This is a genomic window from Agromyces sp. GXS1127 (assembly GCF_050565425.1).
Classification (GTDB): domain Bacteria; phylum Actinomycetota; class Actinomycetes; order Actinomycetales; family Microbacteriaceae; genus Agromyces.
Genome location: NZ_JBOCIG010000005.1, coordinates 1 through 23,051 on the forward strand (window position 1 = coordinate 1; position 23,051 = coordinate 23,051).

At 70.6% G+C, this 23,051-nt stretch carries 26 protein-coding genes and 1 tRNA gene; 14 read left to right on the forward strand and 13 right to left on the reverse strand.

From position 1 onward, the window contains the following. Positions 1 to 373 precede the first annotated feature (373 nt). The 7 genes from ACQ393_RS10195 to ACQ393_RS10225 all read left to right on the forward strand — a co-directional run bounded on the left by ACQ393_RS10195 (position 374) and on the right by ACQ393_RS10225 (position 4,809). A complete protein-coding gene (locus tag ACQ393_RS10195) occupies positions 374 to 1,411 on the forward strand; it encodes a sensor histidine kinase (protein ID WP_430646723.1) in 1,038 nt (345 codons plus the stop codon). Continuing rightward, entirely contained in the window at positions 1,408 to 2,025 is a 618-nt protein-coding gene (locus tag ACQ393_RS10200) for a response regulator (RefSeq protein ID WP_430646724.1), read from the forward strand. Before ACQ393_RS10195 ends, ACQ393_RS10200 begins: the two co-directional genes overlap by 4 nt. Before the next feature lie 371 nt (positions 2,026 to 2,396). Beyond that, entirely contained in the window at positions 2,397 to 2,693 is a 297-nt protein-coding gene (locus ACQ393_RS10205) for a hypothetical protein (protein ID WP_430646725.1), read from the forward strand. Positions 2,694 to 2,816: 123 nt separating this feature from the next. After that, on the forward strand, positions 2,817 to 2,939 hold the full coding sequence (locus ACQ393_RS10210) for a hypothetical protein (RefSeq protein ID WP_430646726.1): 123 nt from the start codon (positions 2,817 to 2,819) through the stop codon (positions 2,937 to 2,939). Between the two features lie 215 nt (positions 2,940 to 3,154). Beyond that, a complete protein-coding gene (locus tag ACQ393_RS10215; RefSeq protein WP_430646727.1) occupies positions 3,155 to 3,751 on the forward strand; it encodes a hypothetical protein in 597 nt (198 codons plus the stop codon). A gap of 74 nt (positions 3,752 to 3,825) precedes the next feature. Beyond that, positions 3,826 to 4,155, forward strand: coding sequence for a hypothetical protein (locus tag ACQ393_RS10220; protein WP_430646728.1), 330 nt, complete (start codon positions 3,826 to 3,828; stop codon positions 4,153 to 4,155). 147 nt (positions 4,156 to 4,302) lie between these two features. Beyond that, entirely contained in the window at positions 4,303 to 4,809 is a 507-nt protein-coding gene (locus ACQ393_RS10225; protein ID WP_430646729.1) for a hypothetical protein, read from the forward strand. A 331-nt stretch (positions 4,810 to 5,140) separates the two neighbouring features. On the opposite strand, the gene ACQ393_RS10230 is transcribed toward ACQ393_RS10225, so the two are convergent. Then, the gene (locus ACQ393_RS10230; RefSeq protein WP_430646730.1) at positions 5,141 to 5,701 is read right to left on the reverse strand and encodes an NYN domain-containing protein; all 561 of its coding nucleotides are present in this window, start codon (positions 5,699 to 5,701) and stop codon (positions 5,141 to 5,143) included. Between the two features lie 332 nt (positions 5,702 to 6,033). On the opposite strand from ACQ393_RS10230, the gene ACQ393_RS10235 reads away from it, so the two are divergent. The 4 genes from ACQ393_RS10235 (at position 6,034) to ACQ393_RS10250 (ending at position 8,708) form a co-directional block, all read left to right on the forward strand. Beyond that, positions 6,034 to 6,105 (forward strand) — tRNA-Gly (locus ACQ393_RS10235). Positions 6,106 to 6,306: 201 nt separating this feature from the next. Then, on the forward strand, positions 6,307 to 6,957 hold the full coding sequence (locus tag ACQ393_RS10240) for a nucleotidyltransferase domain-containing protein (RefSeq protein WP_430646731.1): 651 nt from the start codon (positions 6,307 to 6,309) through the stop codon (positions 6,955 to 6,957). 295 nt (positions 6,958 to 7,252) lie between these two features. Further along, positions 7,253 to 7,939 (forward strand): hypothetical protein, encoded by a 687-nt coding sequence (locus ACQ393_RS10245; protein ID WP_430646732.1) that lies wholly within the window; start codon positions 7,253 to 7,255, stop codon positions 7,937 to 7,939. 73 nt (positions 7,940 to 8,012) lie between these two features. Further along, the gene (locus ACQ393_RS10250) at positions 8,013 to 8,708 is read left to right on the forward strand and encodes an ion transporter (protein WP_430646733.1); all 696 of its coding nucleotides are present in this window, start codon (positions 8,013 to 8,015) and stop codon (positions 8,706 to 8,708) included. Between the two features lie 186 nt (positions 8,709 to 8,894). Here the strand turns inward: ACQ393_RS10250 and ACQ393_RS10255 are convergent, their stop codons facing one another. The 9 genes from ACQ393_RS10255 to ACQ393_RS10295 form a co-directional block, all read right to left on the reverse strand. Beyond that, positions 8,895 to 9,317: a DUF1801 domain-containing protein gene (locus ACQ393_RS10255; protein WP_430646734.1), complete on the reverse strand. Its 423-nt coding sequence runs from the start codon at positions 9,315 to 9,317 to the stop codon at positions 8,895 to 8,897. Positions 9,318 to 9,439: 122 nt separating this feature from the next. After that, positions 9,440 to 9,763, reverse strand: coding sequence for a hypothetical protein (locus ACQ393_RS10260; RefSeq protein WP_430646735.1), 324 nt, complete (start codon positions 9,761 to 9,763; stop codon positions 9,440 to 9,442). A 178-nt stretch (positions 9,764 to 9,941) separates the two neighbouring features. Continuing rightward, on the reverse strand, positions 9,942 to 10,103 hold the full coding sequence (locus tag ACQ393_RS10265; RefSeq protein ID WP_430646736.1) for a hypothetical protein: 162 nt from the start codon (positions 10,101 to 10,103) through the stop codon (positions 9,942 to 9,944). Positions 10,104 to 10,194: 91 nt separating this feature from the next. Next, complete coding sequence (locus ACQ393_RS10270; RefSeq protein ID WP_430646737.1) at positions 10,195 to 10,320, reverse strand: hypothetical protein; 126 nt, start codon at positions 10,318 to 10,320, stop codon at positions 10,195 to 10,197. A 62-nt stretch (positions 10,321 to 10,382) separates the two neighbouring features. Then, on the reverse strand, positions 10,383 to 12,053 hold the full coding sequence (locus ACQ393_RS10275) for an FAD-dependent oxidoreductase (protein WP_430646738.1): 1,671 nt from the start codon (positions 12,051 to 12,053) through the stop codon (positions 10,383 to 10,385). A gap of 146 nt (positions 12,054 to 12,199) precedes the next feature. Next, positions 12,200 to 12,961 carry a hypothetical protein gene (locus ACQ393_RS10280; protein WP_430646739.1) on the reverse strand — a complete coding sequence of 254 codons (762 nt, stop codon included), beginning with the start codon at positions 12,959 to 12,961 and terminating at the stop codon, positions 12,200 to 12,202. Position 12,962: 1 nt separating this feature from the next. Beyond that, positions 12,963 to 13,610 carry an RNA polymerase sigma factor gene (locus ACQ393_RS10285; RefSeq protein ID WP_430646740.1) on the reverse strand — a complete coding sequence of 216 codons (648 nt, stop codon included), beginning with the start codon at positions 13,608 to 13,610 and terminating at the stop codon, positions 12,963 to 12,965. A gap of 112 nt (positions 13,611 to 13,722) precedes the next feature. Further along, on the reverse strand, positions 13,723 to 15,147 hold the full coding sequence (locus tag ACQ393_RS10290; protein WP_430646741.1) for an ABC1 kinase family protein: 1,425 nt from the start codon (positions 15,145 to 15,147) through the stop codon (positions 13,723 to 13,725). 254 nt (positions 15,148 to 15,401) lie between these two features. Next, positions 15,402 to 15,785 (reverse strand): SHOCT domain-containing protein, encoded by a 384-nt coding sequence (locus ACQ393_RS10295; protein ID WP_430646742.1) that lies wholly within the window; start codon positions 15,783 to 15,785, stop codon positions 15,402 to 15,404. Between the two features lie 174 nt (positions 15,786 to 15,959). On the opposite strand from ACQ393_RS10295, the gene ACQ393_RS10300 reads away from it, so the two are divergent. From ACQ393_RS10300 to ACQ393_RS10310, 3 genes are read left to right on the forward strand one after another with little or no spacing between them, the layout of a single operon-like run. Next, complete coding sequence (locus ACQ393_RS10300) at positions 15,960 to 17,432, forward strand: APC family permease (RefSeq protein WP_430646743.1); 1,473 nt, start codon at positions 15,960 to 15,962, stop codon at positions 17,430 to 17,432. Further along, a complete protein-coding gene (locus ACQ393_RS10305) occupies positions 17,429 to 17,878 on the forward strand; it encodes a hypothetical protein (RefSeq protein WP_430646744.1) in 450 nt (149 codons plus the stop codon). Before ACQ393_RS10300 ends, ACQ393_RS10305 begins: the two co-directional genes overlap by 4 nt. Continuing rightward, on the forward strand, positions 17,875 to 19,227 hold the full coding sequence (locus ACQ393_RS10310; RefSeq protein WP_430646745.1) for a dipeptidase: 1,353 nt from the start codon (positions 17,875 to 17,877) through the stop codon (positions 19,225 to 19,227). The genes ACQ393_RS10305 and ACQ393_RS10310 overlap by 4 nt, the downstream gene beginning before the upstream one ends. Before the next feature lie 44 nt (positions 19,228 to 19,271). Here the strand turns inward: ACQ393_RS10310 and ACQ393_RS10315 are convergent, their stop codons facing one another. The 3 genes from ACQ393_RS10315 to ACQ393_RS10325 all read right to left on the reverse strand — a co-directional run bounded on the left by ACQ393_RS10315 (position 19,272) and on the right by ACQ393_RS10325 (position 22,957). Beyond that, a complete protein-coding gene (locus ACQ393_RS10315; protein WP_430646746.1) occupies positions 19,272 to 20,876 on the reverse strand; it encodes a multicopper oxidase domain-containing protein in 1,605 nt (534 codons plus the stop codon). Between the two features lie 66 nt (positions 20,877 to 20,942). Further along, the gene (locus ACQ393_RS10320) at positions 20,943 to 21,128 is read right to left on the reverse strand and encodes a hypothetical protein (protein WP_430646747.1); all 186 of its coding nucleotides are present in this window, start codon (positions 21,126 to 21,128) and stop codon (positions 20,943 to 20,945) included. 98 nt (positions 21,129 to 21,226) lie between these two features. Next, the gene (locus tag ACQ393_RS10325; protein ID WP_430646748.1) at positions 21,227 to 22,957 is read right to left on the reverse strand and encodes a SulP family inorganic anion transporter; all 1,731 of its coding nucleotides are present in this window, start codon (positions 22,955 to 22,957) and stop codon (positions 21,227 to 21,229) included. Between the last annotated feature and the right edge of the window lie 94 nt (positions 22,958 to 23,051).

The following is a 23,051-nucleotide window of genomic DNA, read 5'->3' on the forward strand; positions in this document are numbered from 1 at the left end:
TTGGGCACGATGACATCCTTCCAGCCCGTCCCGCAGGACAAGCCAACTCAGATGTCACCTACTCGTGCAGCAGACCCATTGCTAATTGTGCTTCGTAGTCACTTGATAGTCACAAATTCCAGCGTCAAGCTCTGTTCGCGGTGGTCGAAGGATCGCCCGAGCACCGTCGTAGACAGGTGCACGCCAGCCCGTGCCCGGCGCCAGTGTTCGTACGAGCAACCCCAGGGCAGCCACTGCGTCCCGTCCGGTCAGGGATGTGTCGGAAGTCGTATCGCCGGGTGACGCGCTCCGGGGTACCGTCCCAGAGGAGCGCGCTGTCGGCCGTCGCTCGGAGATCAACGAAGGGCGGCACTGGACGACCATGCGGATAGACGTGGCCACGGTCTCGGATGCGGTGATCGCCGAGCTGCATCTGCGGCTGGTTGAGCGTGGAAGCGCACTGGCGACCGCCGAGGCGCTCGATGGTGGGCTGGAGTTTCAAGCTCTGTCGATCCTGGCGGAGGCGATCTCGGGGGTCGACGGCGACTTCGAGTCTCCGGCGTTGGTGTCGGTCGAGTACGGCAACCCTGACGCGTTGAGTGCGCACGGGCAGCGGTCCGCGGCATTGGACATCGATCCGTCGGAGCCGCTGATGGCGGCGGAGGTGCTATTCGGCGTCGCGCTGCCGATTCTCGCCGACGCGTTCACCGCGGCATCCGGACAGCGTCGAGACCTGGAGGTCGCCCGCACGTTGCATCATGCGATCTGGCGGCGGTTCCCACCCGGTGCGATCGCGTACGTGGAAGTGCTCCGGGATCAGCTCCGCTCGTCTGATCGCGAGGCCAGGTCGCGTCTGGCGCGTGAGCTGCACGATCGCATCGCGCACGGGATCGCTGCAGGCGTGCAGCGGCTGGAAGCCGCCCAGTTGCGCCGCCCCGATGAGGAGGTCGCCACGGCGATCAGCGTCCTCCGTGGCGCGCTCATGGACACACAGGACATCGCCGTCGACCTCCGAGCACAGGTAGGAAACATGGAACTGGCTGCGGCCCTTGAAGAGTACGCGTACGCGACCGGCGGACCTGGCACGCTTCCCGTTCACGTCACGCAAGTCGGCACGGTGAGACCCCTGAGTGATCTTGCCCGTGAGGAGCTGTTCACGATCGTCGCCGAAGCCAGCCGCAACGCCCGCACCCACGCGCAGCAGGCAACAGCGGTACACGCACGACTCGAGTGGTCGCCAACTCAGCTGCGGATCACGGTGACCGATGATGGCCTCGGCTACAACGACGACACCCGCGAGCCGACCTCACTGGGCCTTCGAGGGATCGCCGAACGCGCCGGCACGATCGGAGCAACCGTCGAGTTCCTCCGCGCGCCCGGCGCTGCGGGTATTCGACTGAACCTGCCATTCGTCGACCGGGGCACGACGTGACCGGAGCGGAATCCGTCACGGTCGTCATCGCGGATGACCACGAGCTCTTCCGCGAAGGGCTGCGGGCGATGCTCACCGCCGCCGACAGAGTACGTGTGATCGGCGAGGCAGCGACTCACGACGAAGCCTACGAACAGACGATCGCGACACGGCCGGATGTGCTGCTGCTTGACGTCGAGATGCCGGGCATTCCAGTGCTCTCGACGATCGGCCGGGTCAGGGCGGATGCACCGGGAACACATATCCTCATCGTCACCATGCACCGCGACCGGGTTCTCGCGAACCACCTGCGCGCGGCCGGCGCGGCCGGGTTCGTGTCGAAGTCCGCCCCTGCCAGCGAACTGGTCGACGCGATCCACTCGGCCACGGCCGCACCGAGCCCCGCCCCCGGTAATCTGCACGCCGCTTCGGTCCTCTCGTTGCGCGAGAGGGAAGTGATGCGGCTGATCGCGCAGGGCCGGTCCAATGACGACATCGCCCGGTCGCTGTCGATCTCGGTCGGCACCGTCAAACGGCACAACACCAACATCTACGCCAAGCTCGGCGCGACGTCTCGGACCGAAGCCGTGGCCAAGGCCACGCGGCTCGGCGAGATCGACTCCACCCGATCGTGAGCGAACCCCCACGCAACCCTGCCCCGCACGAGGGTGCCGGGCTGGCGTCACGGACATCGGCGGGCTCGGCCGCATCGCCTTCGACGCTGGCCGGCCACGCTCGCACTGTCATTCGGTGGATCGCGATACTCGCGGCGGGAACCGCGTTGAGTGCGTTGCTCATCTTGGAGCATCTCGAGCGGCCAGGCTTCGAGGTGGTGATCTTCTCGGTCGGCGCGTTCCAGTGGCGGCCCACGATGCACTTCATCTTCCTGGCATCCATGTGCATCGCACGGGAACGATCGCGCATCAGCTGGCCTGGGCGTCCCTGAAGCTCGAACGCGCCGCTGCGTGGGTGCTGGGGCCCACTCGTCACCGTGTGCGGAGTCGCGATGGTGATCCTGCTCTACCTCTTCACTGTGTTCGCTTCGGTCAGGCACTACGTGACGATCACGGCAGACGACGGCGCTCAGTTCCTTGTCCGCGCGATCACCGGGCATCACACCGACTACACCATCCTCGAGCCTGCCGGCGGCCCCTTGTACTCGGACGGCGTATCCATCCTCACAGCCGACCCGAACCACGCGCTGGCGACCGGAGAGTACGTGCTGCAACGTACCCCGACCGGCTACCACCTGATGTTCAGCCGCGCGCCCGGAGAAGGGGACTGGTACCAACTCGACTGGTGACCAGCCCGGAGCCGCCGACGGGCGGCACAGCGGAGGAATGTGGCGAAGGTCGTATCGCCCAGACGACCACGCGCGACATAGGTTTCCCATACAACCAGCGCCACGAAACGGAAACGAGACGACGTGACACCCTACGACCAGCGCGAAGCGCATTGCGCGGATCCGACCGCGGTCAGCATGGCCCCGCACACCTCGATCGACATCACCGCCTACCTCCCACCCGCCGACAGCGAGCCGACCGCATGATCCCGTCGTGGCTAACTGATGCGGAAGGGCATCTCCGACAGGATTCATTCACGACGCGATCCTCCCGCCATGGTGGCCGTCGCGGCATCCGTGCCGCGCTTGCCGCGGCATCCGTACTCACCGTCGTCACGTTCGCTGGCTGCGCCGCCGAGGCGCCCGACGCTCCCACTGCGACCACGGACGCCACGCCGGAGAACTCGCTCGTCATGATTCCGATGCCCGACCTCGACGCGGTCCCCGCCCCGGCGCCGCCGCTCACGGCGGCCGAGTCCGAGACAGCGCGGCTGGCCGACGCCGACGCGCAGTGGGCGGCTCTGCTCATCACCTACCCCGACGCCGTGCGGCCGGCCGACCCGTTCGAGGCGTACATCACCGACGCCGATCGTCTCGAGGTCCGCCGCGCCTGCTACGACGCGGCCGGACTCCAGATCGAGGAAGGACGCGCCGCGACGGACCCGGATGGACCGGTCGTCAGCGTGAGCGCCATCACGGCGAACGAGGCAGAGGCCATCGCAGCGTGGACCTGCGAGACCTCGCACCCGATCGAGCGCACCGCCGCCGGTCCCACCGCCGCCGAACTCGGCTGGATCTACGACTACCTCGTCGCCTACAGCGCTCCGTGCCTGGCTGCCAACGGATTCGACAACCCGCCTCCGGCGCCGCGCGACGAATGGGTGGCGAAGTGGCCCGACTACGTCTGGTTCCCCAACACCGGCCCCGCGCCCATCGACCCGCACCTCGAGCAGGCCGTGTTCGAACTGTGCCTCGACGTCGATACGAGGATGGCGGAACTCCGCGCCGCCCAAGGCTGATGCCTCCCATCCACACGGGCGCCGACGCACGACTGGTGCGGATCCGCCGAGTCCTCGGCCCCCTGCTCACAGTCGTGCTGACCGGCGTCGCCTTGCCGGTCAGTCTCTTCGCGATGTACTTGCTCTCGACCAGCCTGCACGACTACGACACCAGCGGTCAGGGCGGACCCTTCCGCAGCTGCACCGCGGATTCCACGGCATGTTCAGGGATGAACCTGGGCGGCGTCGTGTTCTCCAGCGCGGTGCTCGTCGCCATCGCCGTCGTCGTCGGCTTCGCTGGACAGGCGGCCGCGGCATTTCCCTCGAAGGCGGCCGGAAGAATCTCGCTGGCCACGTTGAGCGCCGTCGTGACCATTACCGGTGCGGCTCTCGTTTGGCACCTTCTCACGCAGCCCCGGTTCTGAGCCGCCTTGGTTTGGACAGCCCGCGAGACGCGGCGACCCCGGTCGCCCAATCAGGATGGGGACCATTCAGGAAAGGATCATCGCCCGCGGGCCGAACGCGTTGAGAAGCTGCCTCACGGGGCAGGGGCGCGAGGAGCCGTCTTGGTGATGGCTGTGTTGCCGGTAGTGCTCGCCGGCTGCCGCACCGAGTATCGCGGCTACGAAAGCGGAATCGATGGAGTGTTGTGGCGGCAGATCGCGTCCTTCGAGGACCCATTGTCGCGAAGCCTTTACCAGCCGGCGGTCGACGACAACGAGCCATCCGCCTACTTGGACGCGATCGAAGGCCTGCGCTGGGACAGATCGGAAACTTCAGCGACCGACCTGGACTTTCGGGAGGGCGGAGTGGTCATCTATGGCACTTCCTCGACCGATACCACGGCCGAGCTCTCGGTCTTCATCGCCTCCGGGCCACGGCCCGACGTGGCGACCGACGAGGGCGTGCAATACACGGGTCCGAGCACGGTATTCACGTGCTACGGGATCAAGGCAGACTTCCAGCCGATGGCCCGGCCGTCCGTTGACCGGATCATCTTCGATGAGTGCCCATCGGCGCTCGTGGAGCTGCTCTCCGAAGACGCGGCGTTTGCCAGCGGCGAGGTATTCGACGGTTGAATGCGCCCACGTGCACCGATGTCCGCTTTCAGGACGATTGACCGTCGACAGGATGTTGTACTCGTTACGTCAACGCCGTGCATTGCCTGCAGTCGTCGTCACCGCCGCCGCCGCCGCCGCCGGGCAGTCTGCAGACCACTGCTGGATGGCACGCGAGTTCCTTGGGCGGCGAAGCGATATCGGCGCCCGCCGATTCGGCGTACTCGTGGGCGCACCGGAGCCCGCTGGCCGGTCGCTGTTCGGCGCGACTGTCGGCAAAGAAAAGACCCGCCCTCACATGGAGGAGCGGGTTGGTGAAACCAACTGTAGCACGGCTGCCCGATTCGTCGGGTCACCAAGTTGAAGGCTTCGCAATGCCCTCCACGGGGTCGGGCAACTGGCACTGCTGCAGGTCGGACGGGTTGAGGCGACGCCACCAATGGCGGCCGACTCCGTCGCTGGCTATGCCTTTCAGCGCGCCAGCGAGGGGCTTGCGTCCAGGGTTGATGAGGCCGATCGGCACGTGCTCACGTGCGATGCGGATTGGCAACGCCAGATCGGAGTCGTTCGAGATCACGATTGCCGCGTCGACGTGACCCTGCAATACGTCGGCGAGCAGGTGTGTCGCGACGTTCACGTCCGAACCCTTCTCTTCGCGCTTGCGCACCGTCGCGAACATCATGCCTTCGCCGTTGCGGCGCACGCGCAGGCCCGGCGACCATGACAGCCGACGGTTCGGATCGCGCATCACCGACGGCGTTCGAGTACCTGCGGCCTCGACGGTCATGACCGACTCCTTCGCCCAGGACGCGTAGTAGCCCTCCTCGATGACGTCCACCGAGCCGTGCAGCTTGAGCGCCTTGAGATAGAAGTCCTGCCGCTGCGTCTGCGCCGGGTCGTCTCGATCGTTCACCGGGCCGTGCAGTAGATGACGCGTTCGACGTGCGCCCCCTGCCATGAGGCATACCGCGAGGCAAGTGCACGCAGGTCGATCCACTTCCATCCAGCCGTGCTTCCCAGATGCGCAAGGCCGCCGTAGTAGAGATTGAACCCGTCGATGTAGACCCCCACTCGCATGAGCGCCACCGTAGCGCACCTGAGCGAGCCTGGTTGAGCCAACGCCGCCGTCCATCGAGGAGCGCGCAGGGAAGCTCGTAGTCACTTAATAGTCACAAAATCGAGATCACGTTGACTCACTGGAGTTCACACTTCCCCGTGATTCCGGGGCTCGTGAGCCCGAGTGAAGCCGAGTGAATCACTACTGGATAACTTCTGCTTCCCAAGCAGACAGCGCGGGTTCGATTCCCGTCATCGGCTCTTCACAGATTGCATGATCAACCGCACTCTCCGCGCGTCCGAAGCAAGGCATGCAATCCCGCGCTGCGGCCGAGATCGCTCGGAAAGGGTCCGCCGGGACGCACCTCGGTAGATTCACGGGCTCGAGCGGGCGATTCCGCCAATGGGTAGTCACTTGATGTAATATGTAGTCACTTGATGCGGACTCGAGTCAGGGGGACCGTGGATCTGAGTCATCCCGAATACGTGATCCTCGGCGAGAACCGCGCCAGGATCCTGCGGCGACTGGCGGTGCTCGCCGAACCCGCGTCCGGTCGCCGGATCCACGAGCTCAGCGGAGTGCGGGCGCTTCGCAGCACGCAACGGATCCTCGATGAGCTCGTCACGCTCGGCCTGGTCGATATGCAGAAGGTCGGACCGGCGAACGCGTACACGCTGAATCGCGGACACGTGCTGTGGAATCTGATCGAGGCGATCCTGGCCAGTCGCGCCGTCGTGACATCCGCTGTCGAGGAAGCCGTCAGGGAGGCCGCCGCCGACATCGTCGCCAGCGCGGCGATCTACGGGTCCATGGCCCGCGGTGAGGCCGGGCCGGAATCCGACGTCGATGTCCTCGTCGTCTGGGAGGACGAGACGGCCGTGGACCAGCGTGATGCCGTCCTCGAGGCGTTGGAGGAGCGGCTCCGACGCCTGACCGGTAATCGGGTCCAAGCTCTCGCGGTAACGAGAGCGGAGCTCGCCCGCCTCGTCGAACACGACGACCCGCTGGTCGCATCCATCCGCCGGGATGGCAGGACCGTCATGGGAGTCGAGATCGGGAGTCTCCTCGGCGCGAACGCGAAGGCGACCGACCGAGGAGATGCAGCGCCCTGATGCCGGCACGTACACGGAAGATGACTCGCACCGAGGTCCGCACCCGCGCCCAGCACGCCCACGCGTTCCTCACCTCTGCCGACCTCATCGTGTACTCCCACTGCTGCTCACCGAAGCACGCGCCGCGGAACTGCTCAAGGCAGCACGCCGACTGGTCGACGGCATGGACGACGTCCTCCGCACGCTCAACTGACGCGGCAAACCCCTGATGCGTGACCTCGCAACCACCGCGCGACCGCCGACCCCTTGATTCGCGGTCGCGACCGGCGCACAGTGGACCTGCGAGGGGGTTCCCATGCGAAGCGGCCAACTGCACCCGGATGTCGTGCCCATCCTGTCGACGGGGCGCCATCGCTCGCCGCGGCGCGGCGCGTGCTTCATGGAGTTCGCGTCCTTCCTCGCCGGCGAACGCTGGAGTGATCACCCCGCGTGCACGCACGGCACCCTCGCCCACCTCGCCCGGTTGGTCAACGATCGGACGAGCGACGGGGGCCGCGCACGCCTCACCGCGCTCATCCCGTCGGTCGTCGGCCTGACGAGCGACGACCCCCTGCTCGACGTCCTCCTCGCGGTGCGGGCCGCGCACGCGGCCCTTCCGGTCGCCGCCGAGGAACGGCAGCGATCCCAGGCGGTTGGTCTCCGCGCTGCGATGGTCTCGATCGCGGACCGCGACGACGAATTCTCCGTGGCGGCGCGCGAGCTCGCCGAGTCGGCGCTGCGCTCCGCGCCGGCGGCCGACGCATGGGCCATCCGGTTCATCGACGAGGTCGGCCGAGGCCACCCGCGCACGACGGTCACGCAGTGCCGCCACGTCATCACCGGCGCCGTGGACGGGATCGCGACCGCCGTCATCGGCGATCGCGACGACCGGCTCGTCGCGCTGCTCGCCGCGGCCGTGTCCGACACGGAGCGCTTCGTCGGCCGGGCCCCAGAACCGACCGTCGGGGTCCGCGAGTCGGCCGACACGCGCGCCGCGACCTGAGCCGGATCAGCGACCTGCCGGGCGCCCCGCGTGGCGCCCGCTCCGCACGGAGCGCTCGCGCCATGATCCACGCATGCCGAAGCGCCGCAGCGAGCTGAAGAGCACCGGGTACGAGATCTTCGTCGGCGCACTTTCGGTGCTCTCGATCGTCAACCTCGTGCTGATGTACGCGCTGGTCGACGACGAGGCGCTCGACACCGTGCTGACCGTCATGAACGCGCTGTTCAGTGCCGTGTTCCTCATCGACTTCACCTACCGCCTCGTGACGGCTCCACAGCGCGGCGCGTACTTCTTCCGGCATTTCGGGTGGGCCGACCTCCTCGCGAGCCTGCCGTTCGCCCAGCTCAAGATCCTGCGGCTGTTCCGGATCATCCGCGTCATCCGCCTGTTCCGCGAGCTCGGCGCGCGCACCATCTGGCGCACCCTCGTGCGCGACCGCGCCGGGAGCGCCCTGTACGCACTCCTCCTGATGGGCGTGCTGGTCCTGCAGTTCGGAAGCCTGACGATGCTCTACCTCGAGCAGTACGCCCCGGGCGCGAACATCACGACCGCGTCCGACGCGCTCTGGTACACGGTCGTCACGATCTCGACCGTCGGCTACGGCGATGAGTTCCCCGTCACGAACGCGGGCCGCTTCGCGGGGGCGCTCATGATCGTCGTCGGCGTTGGCATCTTCGGCACCTTCACCGGCTACCTCGCGAACCTCTTCCTCGCACCGCGGAAGGGCGACCGTGACGACGCCGACACCGAGGAGCCCCCGGCCGCCTGATCGCTCGGCTCACGCAGACGGCGAAGGGCCGGTCGTGCGACCACTTGGTCACCGAGCTTCGCGACGGATCCATCGTTGCTCCTCAATGTCGGGGAGAAAGGTAGTCGCGGTATACCTTTCTCCCTCGTCCGAGGAATGGAACATGGGCCGGGATGCCACGCCCGCGGCGCCGTCCTCGACGCCCGATCAGCGACCCTGCGCCCTCGCCTCCGCGAGCGCGCGCTCGAGCAGCGTCCGCAGGACGCCGCGGTCCACCCCGGTCAACCGAGGGAGGTAGAGGCACACCTTGCTCGATCGGTGCGGGCCGAGCGAGGCCAGGAGTTCGGGCCACCGCTCGGGGAAGCCCTCGGACAGGTAGATCGTGTGCTGCCGGGGCGTCGGCGCGAAGGCCAGGAGCGGCGAGCGGCCGCCGCGCCCGCTCTCGTAGCGGTACTCGACCTCACCGAAGCCGACGATGCGGCCCGCCCAGACGACCGGCGGCTCGCCGCTGACCTCCCCGAAGAGGGCGAGCAGCTCGTCGGCCTCGGCCCGACGCGGGCCGGTGGCGCGATCGAGGGCCACGTCGACCGGGAGGTCGGACGGTGACATCGCGGGCTGCGTCGTTGCCATGGGTCCTCGCGAGGGTCGTGATGCGGTCGGGCCGGATGCCTCAGCGTACTTCGGGTCGGCATCGGCGCGATCGCTCGGCCTCGACCGGCCTCGATCGACCTCGACGACGCGCGACGACAGGCTCAGGATGCCGCGACCTCGCGGAGCACCTCGACCCCGCCCGCGCGGTAGCTCTCCCATTCGCGGCTGCCGCCGCCCGGCATCACCCGGGAGACCCACTCGTCGGCGAGCGACGCGGCGAGCGCGGTGACCGCCTGCCCCGTGGCATCCGCCGGGCAGGCCCTCAGCAGCTCGCCGAGGGCGGCGACCCGGCCCTCGTGGAACTTGCCCGCGGGGTGCGACCGGCCGTCCTTCGCGAGCGCGCAGGACGTGGTATCCCCCATGGTCTCGGACCAGGCCGCGGCCGCAGAGGCGCGCAGCGCGCGGAGGTCGTCGCGCACGAGCACGGGCCGAGAGGGAGGATCATCCGGCGAATCGGCGGCGTGTCGGGGGTGGACACGCGGCTCGCTCGGCGGAATCTCCTCCGTCTCGGCCCGTGGGTCTCGGCGGAACCGGCTCAGCGAGATCGGCATCGGCTCGGCAGTGGCGACTCAGCGACGGCGGCAGCGACAGCGGCGCGCCGTCTCAGCGGCCGAACAGCTTCGCGAAGAAGCCGGTCGACGGCTCGTTCTCGTGGCCCGCGCAGCGCTGGTTGCGCGGCACGCCGCGCATGACCTGGTCGACGTGCTGGCCGCAACCGGCCGAGGTGGTCTTGCCGCACTTGCGGCACGTGACGGCTCGGCACATGGTGGTTCTCCTCGGGGTTCGGGGACGTGTCGGGTCGTCCGGTCGCGGTGCGACCGGCGACGTCAGGGTCGGGTGGGGCGGATGCCGCGGCTCAGCGGTCGCCGTGGTCGCCGTTGCACCACTGGTCGGCGGGGACGTAGTCCTTCACCGAGTCGATGTGCTGGCCGCAGCCGGACCAGGTGGTCTTGCCGCAGGAACAGGTGACGGGGCTGCACATGATGGTTCTCCTTGGGATCGAGTGTGCGTGGGTGGATGGGAAGGGGATGGGAAGCGGATGCCTCAGGCGGCGGCCGCGGTCTCGCGGGCCTCGGCGTTGATCCGGGCCGACTCGCCCGCCTGCCACGTGAGGTAGCCGCCGTCGAGGTTCACGGCCTCGCGGCCGAGCTGCGCGAGCAGGCGCACCGCCGTGTGGCCGCGCTGGCCGACCTTGCAGTGCACGATGAGGCGCCCGGCGGGCAGCTCGTCGACGCGCGCGCGGATCTCGTCGAGCGGGACGTTGATCGAGCCCGGGATGGCGCCCGCGGCGACCTCGCCCGGCGTGCGGACGTCGACGAGCACGTCGCCGGCCTCCATCGCCGCGTCGAGCTCGTGCCACTGGATCGACGGGGTCAGCCCCTCGGCGGCGTTGAGCGCGACGTAGCCGAGCATGTTGACCGGGTCCTTGGCCGACGAGAACTGCGGCGCGTAGGCCAGCTCGAGGTCGGCGAGGTCGGACGCGGTGAGGCCGCCGGCCATCGCGGTCGCGATGACGTCGATGCGCTTGTCGACCCCGTCGCCGCCGATGCCCTGCGCGCCGAGGATCTCGTCGGTCTGCGCGTCGACGACGAGCTTCAGCGCCATCTGCTCGGCGCCCGGGTAGTACCCGGTGTGCGAGGCGGGGTGCGTGTGGATGACGCGGACGTCGCGCCCGACACGGCGCAGCAGCTTCTCGGGCCAGCCGGTCGTGGCGATCGTGAGGCCCATGAGGCCGACGACGGCGGTGCCGAGAGCGTTGCGAACGCGGATGTCGCGGCCCGCGATCACGTCGGCGGCGAGCCGGCCGTGGCGGTTGGCCAGGCCCGCGAGGGCGACGAGGCGGTGCTCGCCGCTGATCGCGTCGACCTTCTCGACGGCGTCGCCGATGGCCCAGATGTGCGGGTCGCTCGTGCGCAGGTCGTCGCCGACGCGGATGCCGCCGCGCTCGCCGATCTCGAGGCCGGCCGCGGCGGCCAGCGTCGTGTCGGGGCGGACGCCGATCGAGCCGAGCACGAACTCGGCCGGCACGGTGGTGCCGTCGCTGAGCAGCGCGGTGTCGGCGTGGAGCTCGGTCACCTGCGTGCCGAGGCGCACGTCGACGCCCGCGTCGCGAAGGCGCTCGGCCACGGGCGCGGCCATCTCGGCGTCGAGCGGCGGGAGGACCTGGTCGCCGAGCTCGACGAGCGTGACGTCGAGGCCGCGGTGCACGAGGTTCTCGACCATCTCGAGGCCGATGAAGCCGGCGCCGATGACGAGCGCGGTGCGCGGGGCGACCTCGAGCTCGGCCATCGCGCGGTCGACGTCGTCGATGTCGCGGAGGGTGAGCATGCGGTCGCCGCCCGGCATGGGCGGGCGGACGGGGGTCGCGCCGGGAGAGAGCACGAGCGCGTCGTACGCCTCGGTGGTCTCCTCGCCGGTGACGAGGTCGCGGACGAGCACGGTCTTCGCCTCGCGGTCGATCGCGACGGCCTCGGTGCGCACGCGCACGTCGAGGTTGAAGCGGCTGCCGAGCGAGGCCGGGGTCTGCAGGAGGAGGCTGGAGCGCTCCTCGATGACGCCGCCGAGGTAGTACGGCAGGCCGCAGTTGGCGAACGAGACGTGACCGCCGCGCTCGAGCACGATGATGTCGGCGTGCTCGTCGAGGCGGCGGAGGCGGGTGGCTGCGGACATTCCGCCCGCGACGCCGCCGATGATGAGGTACCGGTTCGAGGTCATGTCAGTACCGTAGCAATACCCCCGGGGTATTGTCAAAATACCCTTCAGGTATCACACAGGCGGGTCGAGCGGATGCCTCGTGGCGACGACGACGGGCCCCCGCCGAGATCGGCGAGGGCCCGTCGAGCATCGTCGGGCGGTGACGATCAGTCGTCGCCACCCGATGCAGGGCGGTCGCCCGCCTGCGAGCCAGCGTCATCCGCCTGGGAGCCCGCATCGCCGGCCTGCGAACCGGCGTCGTCGGCCCGGTCGCCGGCACCCTCGGGCGCGCCGGCGCCCTCGGAGGCCTCCGCGCCGGTGCCGATGCCCGAGCCCGCCTTCTCCTCCGCGGTCTCGAGACCGAACTCGGCGTGCTCGTCGGCGTGCTCGACCGCCGTCTCGAGGCCCGAGCCGGCCTTCTCCTCCGCGTTCTCGAGGCCGGTGAGGGCCTCGTCGGCCTCGTCGCCGGTCGCGTCGGTCAGGCTCGAGTCATCGGCATCCGTGCCGGACTCGGTGCCCGCCATCCGGTCGAACACGACCTGCGCGGGCTCGGGCAGCATGCCCGCCGCGCCGGCCGCGCCGGCTCCGCTCGCGCCCACGGCCACCGCGGCCACCGCGCCCATCGAGATCTTCGCCGCGAGCCCCAGGCCCGCGAACCACTCCGTCACCACTCGTCTCCTCGCCGACGGCGCGCGCGCAGGGACGAGCGCCGCCTCGTTCGGGTCTTCATCGGGGGAGAACCCGACGCCGGGCCGGAGGCCGACGTCGAGTCGGGAGGCCACCGCGGCGCTCGGCCGCGGCGACCCCCCGGATGACGAAGCGCGGAACCCGGCGATCGCATCGGCGAGGGGGGAGAGCTCGGCCCGGCCGTGGGGGGAACGGCCATGGAGCAGTGCCTCTGCGTCGTCGTCGGTGATCCGGTTCGTCATCTCACTCCCTGCCATCGACGGAGCGGCGCGCAGGGGTACGGCCCTGCGCGATCTTCCTCCGCATCGACTCCAGCGCCCGCCGCTGCAGCGCCTTCACCGCGCCGGGACGCTTGCCCAGCACGGCGGCGACCTGCTCGACCGTGAGGTCACCGACGATGCGGAGCACCATCACGTCGCGCTGGTCGGGTGCCAGCGAGTCGATGAGGTCCCGGGCGGCGCGGTCGCCGAGGCGATCGACCGCCTCCTCCTCGGCACTCGGAGCCCGGCGGGCGTCGAGTTCCGGTCGCCACTCCTCGTGATCGCCGCGACGGCCGCGGCGGCGGAGCTCGTCGGCGAGACGCCGGTAGGCGATCGTGAAGACGAACGCGCGGAACTCGGCCGCCCCGCCGCGGAACGCGGCCAACCGGTCGAAGACGGCGAGGAACACCTCGCTCGTCAGGTCGTCGGGCTCGCGCGAGCCGCGCGCCCTGAGGAAGGCCGCGACGGCCGGCGCGTGGTCGTTCCAGAGCCTCGCGTTCGCCCAGCGCGCCCCCGCCTGGGCCGCGGCGAGCACCGACGCGAACTGCTCCGCACCGACCGGTGCGGGCGCGCGCGGGAGGTGCTCCACGCGCAGGGGGGCACCGGCGAGTGCGCCGTCGGGGTCGGCCACGCGCCGAGTGTATGGCACCCGAACGGGGGGAGGACAGTCCCCGTTTCCACCGCGGAAGGCCGCGAAGGCCGCCGCCCGGCGTCCGCGGCGCGGCGCGCGCACGCGACATCCGTCATCGAGGCCGGCGCAGCCCCGATCGCCGGGACGTCCAGGCGAGGTAGCCGCCGAGCGAGCCGAGCACCCCGAGGCCCGTGCCGAGCATCACGCCCTCCCACGAGCGCCACCTCCGCTCGCTCCGGACGATGCCGCCGACCCCGGTGATCAGCGCGGCGCTGATCATGCCGGCGACGAGCCGGTTGCCGATGCGCTCGGCGCGGCCCACGAGCGGTTCGAGCTCCGCTGCGCGGAGGTGCACCTGGATCCCGCCCTCGTCGGCGTGCTCGAGGAGTCGCCGCAGGGTGCCGGGCATGTCGAGCGCGAGCTCGCCGAGGTCGGCCGTTGCGCGCGCGATGCGCTTGGCGAGCACGATCGCGCTGAGCCGCTCGCGCGCGAGGCGCTGGGCGTACGGCCGCAGCGTCTCGCCGAGCCGGAACTCCGGGTCGAGCCGCTGCGCGAGCCCCTCGATCACGAGCAGGGCCTTGAACAGCAGCGCCATCTGGCGGGGCAGCCGCAGCCGGTGGCGGCGCAGGATGCCGAAGAGCTCGGCGATCATGCGCGCGAACGGGGTGTCGCGCAGCGAGTCGAGGCGGTAGCGGCTGAGGAAGTCCGCGAGATCGTCCTGCAGCAGCTCGCGGTCGACGCCGGCCGAGGTCGGCGAAAGGTCGATCAGCGCCGAGGCGAGCCGCTCGGGGTCGCCGCGCACGAGCGCGACGAAGAGCGCGCCGAGCCCATCGCGCAGCGATTCGTCGATCTCGCCGACCATGCCGAAGTCGATGAGTGCGATCGTGCCGTCGGGCTGCACGAACAGGTTCCCCGGGTGCGGGTCGGCGTGGAAGAAGCGGTCCTCGAACGTCATCTTCAGCACGATCTCGGCGCCGCGACGGGCGACGCGCTTGCGGTCCACGCCCGCCGCGTCGAGCGCGGCCGCGTCGCCGACGTTGAGTCCCGTCATCCGCTCGAGGGTCAGCACGCGAGAGGTCGTGTACTCCCAGTAGACGCGGGGAATCGCGACATCCGTCTCGAACTCGAAGTCCTCGGCGAAGCGCTCGGCGTTCCGCCCCTCCTGCAGGTAGTCGAGCTCGGCGAGCAGCGTCTGCGCGAACTCCTCCGCGAGGCCGCGGGCGTCGTGGTCGCGGGCGAGGCTCCACGTGCGGCTCGCCCGGTCGGCGAGGTTGCGGAGGATCTCGAGGTCCTGCTGCACCTGCGCGACCGCGCCCGGTCGCCGCACCTTGACGACCACCGACGTGCCGTCGTGGAGCACGGCCGCGTGCGCCTGCCCGATCGAGGCGGATGCCAGCGGCGCGTCATCGAAGGATGCGAAGAGCTCGTCGGCGTCCGCGCCGAGCTCGCTGCGGATCACGGCGCGGATCTGCTCGACCGGCACGGGCGGGGCGGCATCCTGCAGCTTCGCGAGCTCGTCCGCGTAGGCGGGCGGCACGAGGTCGGAGCGCGTTGAGAGCAGCTGCCCGAACTTGATGAAGGTCGGCCCGAGCTCCTCGAGCGCGCGGCGCAGGTGCTCGGGCCCGACGGCGGCGAGGGCGTCGGAGCCGGGGTCGCCGGGCGCCGACCGGCGGAACGGGTTGCGGCGGCCCGCGCCGACCAGCCCGGCGAGGACGCCGAAGCTGTGCCGGCGGAGGACCGCCGCGATCTCGCGGTAGCGCGCTGAGTGGCGCGCGTCCGTCGCCCCGTCGCTCAGAACTTCGACCCCAGCGCCTTCGCCTTGATCGCCTCGAACTCGCCGTCGCTGATCACGCCCTGGTCGCGCAGCGACTGCGCCTTGGCGATCTCATCGGCCGGGTTCGCGAACGAGATCTGCCGGTACTCCTCGGCCGTGTGGGTCTCGTACTCGACCTGCTTCCGCGCCGAGCGCTCGGCCATGCCCCGGCCGCGCGCGATGAGGTACACGAGTCCCGTGAGCCAGGGCAGGAAGACGAGGAAGATGACCCAGACCGCCTTCAGCCACCCGTTCAGTGAGTGGTCGCGGAAGATGTCGATCACGATGTAGACGAGCACGATCAGGTACGCGATGTACGCGAACATCCAGAAGAAGAACCAGATCCAGGCCCAGAGATCCACGGGGAGTTCCTTTCGACGGCTTCGGTGACGAGTCACACGGTACTCGGGGGCCCTCCAGATCAACGGCCTTTGGTCCCGATTTCCCCCTCGGGCGCGTCGCTAGATTTCGCGTGAGGCAGAGGCGAAGGGGGCGGTGGCCATGCTGCAGTGCACGGTGGACGAGGTGGTTCGGCGATGAGCACGGCGGATGCCGCGGCCGACCGCCCGCGGAGCGCGGCGATGTCGAAGGCGAAGGCGGTGCCGGGCACGGTCTGGATCTCGTGGGTCGCGCTGGCGCTCATGACGACGAGTTCGGTGGCGAGCCTCCGGCCGGCGCCGACCATGGCGGTCTACGGGCTCGCCGCGATCTTCCTCTACCTCGTGCCGGCAATCGTGTTCCTGCTGCCGACGTCGCTCGTGGCCGCGGAACTCGCCTCCGGCTGGGAGGGCGGGGTCTACAAGTGGGTGTCGACCGGCATCTCGAAGCCGATGGGCTTCCTGGCCGTCTGGTGCCAGTTCGCGATGACGATCTTCTACTACCCGACCCTGCTCGGCTTCGTGGCGTCGACGCTCGCCTACGTGATCAATCCGGCCCTGGCCTCGAGCGGTGTCTGGACGGCGCTCGTGATCATGGTCTGCTACTGGTCGGGCGTGTTCATCTCGTCGCGCGGCACCAAGGCCGTCGCCGGCCTGGCCAGCGGCGGACTGATCATCGGCACGCTCATCCCGGGCGCCGTGCTCATCCTCCTCGGCGCGGTCTTCCTCGGACAGGGCAACGAGTCGGCCGCCCCGATGACCGTCGACAACCTGCTGCCGCAGTGGGCGGGCCTCGCGAGCCTCGTGCTCATCGTGAACAACTTCCTGTCGTACAGCGGCATGGAGATGAACGCGGTCCACGTCTCGTCGCTGAAGAACCCCGGTCGCGACTACCCCAAGGCGATCTTCCTGGCCATGGGTCTCGTGCTCGTCATCTTCATCCTCCCGGCGCTCGCGATCAGCTGGATCGTCCCGGCCGAGCAGCTCTCGCTCACTGCCGGCGTGATGCAGGCGTTCGAGGCCGTGTTCGCCGCGTTCTCGGTGTCGTGGCTGACGCCCATCGTGGGCATCATGCTCGTCGCGGCATCCCTCGGCGGCATGCTGACCTGGCTCGCCGGGCCATCCAAGGGCCTCCTGCTGATCTCGCGCGAGGAGGGGTACCTCCCGCCGTTCCTGCAGAAGCTCAACAAGAACGGGATCCAGCAGAACCTGCTCGTGACCCAGGGCGTCATCACCTCGATCATCGCGCTCGGGTACGCGCTCATCCCGAACGTGTCGAGCGCCTACTGGATCTTCTCGGTGATCACCACGCAGGTGTACCTGATCATGTACCTGCTGATGTTCGTCGCGGCGATCCGGCTGCGGAAGTCGCACCCCGACCACCCGCGCGGCTACCGCGCGCCAATGCTCATCGGCCTCGCCGGCATGGGCTTCGCCGCATCGCTGGCCGCCCTGCTCGTCGGGTTCATCCCGCCGTCGCAGTTCGGCGGCGGCGACCCGATCGTGTACTTCCTCATCGTCGCGGGCGGAGCGCTCGGGCTGGGCCTGCTCGTGCCGTTCCTCTTCTACCGGTTCCGGAAGCCGTCGTGGAAACTCCCGCCCGAGTCGGGAACCGAGGGGAGCGGGTCATGAGCACGCAGACCGAAACGCAGACCGGACGCGAGCGCTCGATCATCTACATCGTGGCCGTCGTGCTCCTCGTCGTCCTCGTCGTCATCGGCCTCCTCAACCTGCGCGCGGCGCGCCAGAGCGCGGAGGCCGAGGCGAAGGCGCAGGAGCTCATCCAGTCGCTCGAGGACGCCGACGTCGACGTGACGCTCACGTCGCAGCAGATCGCCTCGGTGCTCGGCGACGACGGCGGCGCGGTCTGCGCGAACCCGAACGATGCGCTGTCGCGGTCGATCCTGCTGAGCCAGCTCGCGAACGGCGCGGCCGGGCCGGGAACCCGCCCGGTCATCGTCGAGGAGCGCCTGCTCCAGGGGCAGCTGCTCATCATCGAGACGTACTGCCCCGACGAGCTCGACGAGTTCCAGGAGTTCGTCGACTCGCTCGACACGGTCGACGGTGACGACTCGTGAGCGGCGACATCCGCGCTCGCATCGGCGAGATGATGCCCGCCGCGCATGACGAGCTCGCCGAGCTCGTGGCGATGCGATCGGTCGCCGACCCGCGGCAGTTCCCGCCCGAGGAGTGCGCCCGCGCCGCGGCATGGGTTCGCGACCGGTTCGCCGAGCTCGGCTTCGCCGACGCGCGCCTCGAGCGCACGCCCGACGGCTCCGATGCGGTGGTCGGCTCGCGGCCGGCCGCGGCGGCGGATGCCCCGACCGTGCTGCTGTACGCCCACTACGACGTGCAGCCGCCGCTCGACGAGTCCGCGTGGCGGACGCCGCCGTTCGAGCTCACCGAGGTCGACGGGCGCTGGCACGGGCGCGGTGCGGCCGACTGCAAGGGCAACATCCTCATGCACCTGCTCGCGCTGCGTGCACTCGGCGACGAAATCCCGGTGAACCTCAAGCTCGCCGTCGAGGGCTCCGAGGAGCAGGGCACGGGCGGACTCGAGCGGTACGTCGCGGCGAACCCCGAGGTGCTGCGCGCCGACGCGATCCTCGTGTGCGACACGGGCAACGCCGCGGTCGGCCGGCCGGCCGCGACCGTGACGCTGCGCGGCATGGCGAACGTCGTGGTGCAGGTCGGGGCGCTCGCCTCCGAGGTGCACTCCGGCATGTTCGGCGGCCCGGCGCCCGATGCGCTCGCAGCCCTCATCGCGATGCTCGCGTCGCTCCGCGACGCCGCGGGGAACACGACGATCGACGGGCTCGACGGCACCGCGACGTGGACGGGCGCGCCCTACGACGCCGGCCAGTTCCGCACCGACGCGGGCGTGCTCGACGGAGTCGACCTGCTCGGCGACGGCACGGTGGCCGACGGGCTCTGGGCGCGCCCGGCGCTCACGGTGCTCGGCATCGACGCCCCGAAGGTGGTCGGCTCGACCGCCGCGATCGTGCCGCGCGCGGCGGCGCGGCTCAACCTCCGCGTGCCGCCGGGGATGGACTCGCAGGTCGCGCACGACGCGCTCGCGGCGCACCTCCGCGCGCACGCTCCCTGGAACGTGCGCGTCGAGGTCGAGACCGAGGCGATCGGGTCGGCGTTCCGCGCCGAGACCGACGGGCCAGCGTTCCACGCCATGGCGGCCGCGATGCAGGAGGCCTACGGCACCCCGATGACGACGCTCGGCCAGGGCGGGTCGATCCCGCTGTGCAACGTGTTCGCCGAGACCTACCCGGGCGCCGAGATCATCCTGATGGGCGTCGAGGAGCCGCTCGCGCTCATCCACGCCCCGAACGAGAGCGTCGACCCGTCGGAGATCGAGCACCTCGCGATCGCCGAGGCGCTGTTCCTGCGCTCGTACGGGGGCGCCGCGCGCTGAGCCCGGCGCCTGCGCGCGCCATCCGGTCTCCGGAGGGGGCCCGTTCAGGCGACGCGGATCGCGCCCATCATGCCGAGATCCTCGTGGTCGAGGATGTGGCAGTGGTACACGGTCCGCCCGCTGATGCCCTCGAACGCGATCCGGACCACGACGCGCCCGCCCGCGGGCACGGGCACCACGTCCCGTCGGTCCACCCCGTCCACCGCCCGGCCGTCGACCTCGACGAGCTGCATCGGCCACACGTGCAGGTGGAACGGATGGTCCATGGTGCTCGTGTTCTCGATCGTCCACTCCTCCATGGCGTCGGCCTCGACCTCGAGGTCGGTGCGGCCCTCGGCGAACGTGCGCCCGTCGATCGTGAACGCCATCCCCTGACCCATGCCGCCGCCCATGCCGCCCATCGCCAGTGTCACCGTCCGGCGACCGGTCGGCTCCTCGTCGCGAAGGTCGCGAGGGGCGACGGATGCCGCGGGCAGCGGCCCGGCGGAGGCCGCGGCATCCCCGGACACGACGAACCGCGCCAGGTCGGCGCCCGTCGTCGCACTCCGCGGCGCGCCCATCGCGCCCATGCTGCCGCGGTCGAACGGCAGGGTCTGCAGCACCGCCTCGCCCGCCGACGCGTCGACGAGCACGTCGGCGCGATTGCCGGGCAGCAGCACGATCTCGTCGACCTCGCGCGGCTCGGCGTAGCGCCCCCCGTCGATGCCGAGCAGTCGCATCCGCTGCCCGTCGAGCCGGAGGCGCAGGTAGCGCGAGGTGCACGCGTTGACGATGCGCCATCGCTCGCGGTCTCCGGGGGCCGCGGCCATGGTCGGGAGCAGCTGTCCGTTGACGAGCACGAGGTCGCCCTCGCGCCCCAGCATCCGGTCGAAGCGCGACGGGACGGCGAGGTCGCCGTTCGCGTCGAACGCGATGTCGGCGATCACGAGCACGCGCTCGCGTGCGGCAGGGATCGGCTCGGGGTCCTCGACGATGATCGCGCCGTAGAGGCCGGCGAAGAGCTGGTCGGCCGTCGTGCCGTGGTGGTGCGGGTGGTACCAGAAGACGCCGGGCGGATGCTCGTCGCCGAGCTCGTACTCGTAGTCGAACGTCCCGCCGGCGGGGATCATCACGAAGACGTTGTCCGAGTTCCCCTCGGGCGAGACCTCGAGCCCGTGCGTGTGCAGGTTGGTCGTGGCATCCAGGTCGTTGCGGTACCGCACCGAGATCCGGTCGCCCGGCCGGACCCGCAGCGTGGGGCCGGGCATGCCGCCCTCGAAGCCGAGGACCCGCACCTCGCGGCCGTCGACCGCGACCGTCGCCAGCGCCGCGGTGAACTCGACGTCGAGCCGGCCGCCCGAGCTCGCGCGCACCTCCGGCTCGCGGAACGCCTCGCCGGACGCCTCGTCGCTGTCGGCGTCGGCGTCCGCCGCGCTGCCGGGGTCGGGTGTCCCGGTGCCGGTCCCCCCGTCCTGCGACGAGGCCCACCAGGCCAGACCGCCGGCGCCGACCGCGATGGCGCCGACCGCGGAGGCTCCGATGACGAGCACCGAGCGGCGGGTGAGTCCGCGTTCGTCGCTGCCGTCGGGCGGTCCGGTCGGGTCGTTCAGGTCGGGCGTCGCGTTCGGGTCGGGCGCGTCGTTCGCATCGCTCGGGCGGGGCTCAGGCATACCCCTACCGTATTCACGGGAGCTGAACGGGCCGCGGGACCTTCTGCCCGCGAGGAGAGCGCGGCGTCAGTCGCCGAGCGCCTCGAACAGCTCATAGACCATGAACGCCGGCCAGAACAGGCCCTGGAAGATCGCCCACACGTACTCCCAGAACGCGTCGGCCTGCTGCCAGAAGTACACCCACGCCCCGAAGATCCCGAGACCGTAGATCGCACCGCCCCCGGCGAGACCCGCATTCGACCCGTTGCTCATGTCGCACCTCCGACTCCGACGCTAGGCCCCGGCGGCCCGGCAGCGCGGGCCCAACGACCCGTGCCCGCGGCATCCGTGGCGACCGGGCCCGGTGACCCTCAGCGCCCGGGCCCGTCGTCCGCGTCCTCGTCCCACTTCGTGCCCTCGAGGTCGCCGCGCAGGGTGCCCGTGATCTCGTCGACCGCGGCGCCCACCGTCGGCGCGAAGCGGTCGGGCGTGAACCGGTCGGCGAGCCCGTATCGACGGAGCACGTCGATCACCGGGTCCTTCATCTCCGCGATGACCAGGCGGATGCCGCGGCGCGCGAGCCAGTCGTCGAGCTCGACGAACTCGTCGATGGCGGTCGTGTCGATGTCGGTGATGGGCTCGGCCGCGAGGATCACGGTGCGGACGTCGTCGCCGGCCGCCCGCACGCGGGATCGGACGAAGTCGTCGAAGAGCCCGCCGTTGGCGAAGAACAGGGGCGCGTCGAAGCGCACGATCACGACGCCGGGGATCCGCTCCCCCTCCGGGTTGCGCGACAGGTCGTGGTACCCGCGGAGCCCCGTGACCCGGCCGAGCTCGGCCCGGTACGGCTGCCACGAGTGGTAGACGAACGCGAGCAGCGACAGCCCGATCGTCACGGCGATGCCCTGGATCACCCCGAACGCGAAGACACCCACGAACGCGGCCGCCGACAGCGCGGCATCCACCCGGTCCATGCGGACCAGTCGCACGAAGCCGCGCAGGTCGATGAGCCGCGCCGCGGCCATGACCACGACCGCGGCGAGCGTCGCCGAGGGCAGGAACGCCGTGACACCGGGCGCGAGGAGGATGAAGAGCACGAGGAGCACCGCGCCGATCACGCCGGTCAGCTGCGACTTCGATCCCGCCTGCTCCGCGACCGGCGTCCGCGACGAGGAGGCCGAGATGGGGAACCCGCCGAAGAGGCCGGCGGCGACGTTCGCCGACCCGATCGCCGCCATCTCGGCGCTGCCGTTCACGGTCTCGCCGCGACGCGCGGCGAGCGAGCGGGAGAACACCGCGGTGTCGGTGAAGGCGACGAGCGCGATGCCGGCGGCGGGCAGCGCGAGGCCCGCGACATCCGCCCATTCGAGCCCGTCGAGCGCCGGAGCCGGCAGCCCCTGCGGGAGCGCGCCGACGACGGGCAGCTGCTCGCCGAGCCCGAGGATCCAGGCCAGGAGCGTCGCGAGGACGACGGCCACCAGCACGCCCGGGACGGGCGAGCGCACGAGGGTCAGTCCGACGATCACGGCGAGCGAACCCAGCCCGAACGCGGCGGCGAGCGGATCGACCTCGCCCCCGGCGAGCGCGGACAGGATCGCGCCGACCTCGGCGACGGGCGAGTCCCCGTCGACCGAGAAGCCGAGGAGCGGCGGCACCTGCGAGATGAGCACGAGGAGCGCGATCGCATTCAGGTAGCCGACCCTGATGGGCTTCGAGAGCAGGTCGGTGACGAAGCCGAGGCGCAGCAGGCCGCCGAGCAGCAGGATCGCGCCGACCATGATCGCGAGCAACCCGGCGAGCGCGACCGCCCGCTCGTCGTCGCCGACCGCGAGCGGCAGGATCGCCGCGGCGATGATCGGCGCGAGCGCCGAGTCGGGGCCGAGCACGAGGATGCGGCTCGGCCCGAACACGGCGTACGCGAGGAGCGGCACGATGGTCGCGTAGAGGCCCGTCTCCGGCGGTAGGCCCGCGACCCTCGCGTAGCCCATGCCCGCGGGGATGAGCAGTGCGGTGACGACGATGCCGGCCCGCAGGTCGGGCACCAGCCAGTCGCGCCGGTAGTTCCGGGCCGCCTCGACGCCCGGCGGCAGCCAGCGCGGCATGCGCCGCGGCATCCGTCGCCGCTCCCGATCCTCGCTCGCGCCCATCCGGCCTCCGGTTCCGATGATGGCGGATGCCGCGACCTTCGGCGAGCGG